This window comes from Photobacterium sagamiensis (genome assembly GCF_050337085.1).
Lineage (GTDB): Bacteria > Pseudomonadota > Gammaproteobacteria > Enterobacterales > Vibrionaceae > Photobacterium > Photobacterium sagamiensis.
The window spans coordinates 1-2066 of the sequence record NZ_JAKJSP010000110.1; the positions used below are offsets into that span (position 1 = coordinate 1).

The following is a 2066-nucleotide window of genomic DNA, read 5'->3' on the forward strand; positions in this document are numbered from 1 at the left end:
AGAAGTTAAAAATTCAAGCTTCTGAAGTTAAAGATATCAGTCAAGTTCAGCAATTAATCGAAGACATGCTCGAAACTATGTACAGTACCGATGATGGTATTGGTTTAGCTGCAACGCAAGTTGGCAGAACGGAAGCTATCGTTGTTATCGATATTTCACAATCCCGAAATGAGCCATTGGTGTTAGTGAACCCTATAATTGAAAGTGGTGATCATAAGGAAATCGGTCAAGAAGGCTGCTTGTCTGTTCCTGGTTATTACGCCGATGTTGAAAGATTCACGCAGGTTAAGGTTTCGGCCATAGACCGTAATGGTGATCAAATCGTTATCGAAAGTGATGATTTTCTCGCGATAGTTATGCAGCATGAGATAGATCACCTAAAGGGTAAGCTATTCATTGACTACTTATCTCCGCTTAAAAAACAAATGGCACTAAAGAAAGTGAAAAAGTCCGTCAAAGTGTCTACTTAATCACCGATTAAGCTCGCGGCTTATAACAAACAATCAAGGTGATGCAGTAAATTTAAAGGTATTGTCAACTTCTAGTGAATTAGGTATAGAACTATAATGGTCGCGAACTGCACAAAAGTTAGGTATTAATGAACAATAGCCGAGAGATAATCGCGCGTCTGCGCGAGCGTATTCCGTCGTTCGAATGTGTGCCGGGTTGTCACGATTGTTGCGGACCGGTAACTACTTCCTCGGAAGAAATGTCGCGCCTGCCAGTGAAAACTGACGCTGAACATGAAGCCGCATTAGATGAGTTTAACTGCGTACACCTGGGTCCTAATGGTTGCAAGGTGTACGAGGAACGACCGTTGATCTGCCGAGTGTTTGGCACAACACCGCATATGCCCTGCCCAAATGGTTGTCGACCAGAAGAAATGATTGACTCGAAAACCGAGCGTCAGGTCCATCACTACATCAGGAACACACGGCAAGTGTTGGTGTAAGTGATCAATAACCTGTTTTAACTTTAGTAGAGTGCGTCCTAGCCATAACAAATGCTTATTACACTCGGCATTGTCAGTTTTCCGGGTGTTTCTCGTTTTAAGGAGTCAAATTCAGGTATGTTTGCAGGGTAATAAACGTGTTATGCAGCGTTATAAGCATGAGGTGAAATATGGCCACCTCGCTAAACTAGTTTTTATTTGAGCTACTTGAAATTGATATTAGCTGGCTGCGAAATAGTATTTCAATACGTAGAACGAAAGGGAGACTTAGGCGAYACTCTCATGTATTGCTTTTGGGAGTATCGCTTGTTTTCAAATCCTTGAAAGGTTAGCTACGATACCCAAATTAGGGCTAGTAACAAAATTACTGATGAAGTAGCTAGGAACATTGTCGCAAGAGTTGCGATTTCGCCTAGAGTAGAAGGTTTTGAYGCTTTTTTTACTTCAGTGGTTTTTTCAGTGTCCAATATTGATAGGAGTGCTGAATTCATTTTCTCTACCTCATGTAATTTAACTTCAAGATACAGAGCGGATCTTACCCTTTATGTGATAAAGATCAAATAAAGTTGGTAACTTAATTACATGATTTTTAGGAGTCCAGTTTGGAAAATCTAATTCGTATGTAAGCAACCTCTTAGATCCTTTGCTGATGTGTCGTACATCCATCGCTATTGAGAACAATAAGTCCTTCTTTTGACGAATTGGTTGGGTAATCATCGCAGAAAATGCTTGTAACAGATAAGGATACGTGTCGCGAAGCCGACACCTATCCGAAGTGTTGAACAAGCCCGAGCCACCTTATATAGGGAAATATTACGAAGAAGCGAAAGTGTGATTGCAGATAAGCGGTTATATTGAAACGAGCACCGTCCTTGGCTCAAAACCAATAAACATAATCGACTGATTTTAAAGTTTAATTATGGTTACCTCCTAAAGTAAAAGCTAAACCATTATCCTTTTATAACGCTATCTTATCTCGGTCGAAATACGCCAAGACATCGCATTAAATGGTGACAGCAAGGACAAAAGTAATCGGCTTTTCGGCTGATGGGTTTATCTCCCAATGCAGGCAACGTCAGTTGCCCTGCAATCATAAAGACATACTGTATTTGTT

Annotated in this window: 2 protein-coding genes; both read left to right on the forward strand. The window is 40.7% G+C overall.

Annotated elements, in window-relative coordinates:
- On the forward strand, positions 1 to 470 hold a 470-nt coding region (def, locus tag L4D76_RS28485), incomplete at its 5' end, for a peptide deformylase (RefSeq protein WP_428444192.1).
- Between the two features lie 128 nt (positions 471 to 598).
- Entirely contained in the window at positions 599 to 952 is a 354-nt protein-coding gene (locus tag L4D76_RS28490) for a YkgJ family cysteine cluster protein (RefSeq protein WP_428444193.1), read from the forward strand.
- Positions 953 to 2066 lie beyond the last annotated feature (1114 nt).

Bases quoted from the DNA above. Each gene is read 5' to 3' on its own strand.
- L4D76_RS28490 (WP_428444193.1), top strand. From the start codon at position 599: ATGAACAATAGCCGAGAGATAATCGCGCGTCTGCGCGAGCGTATTCCG.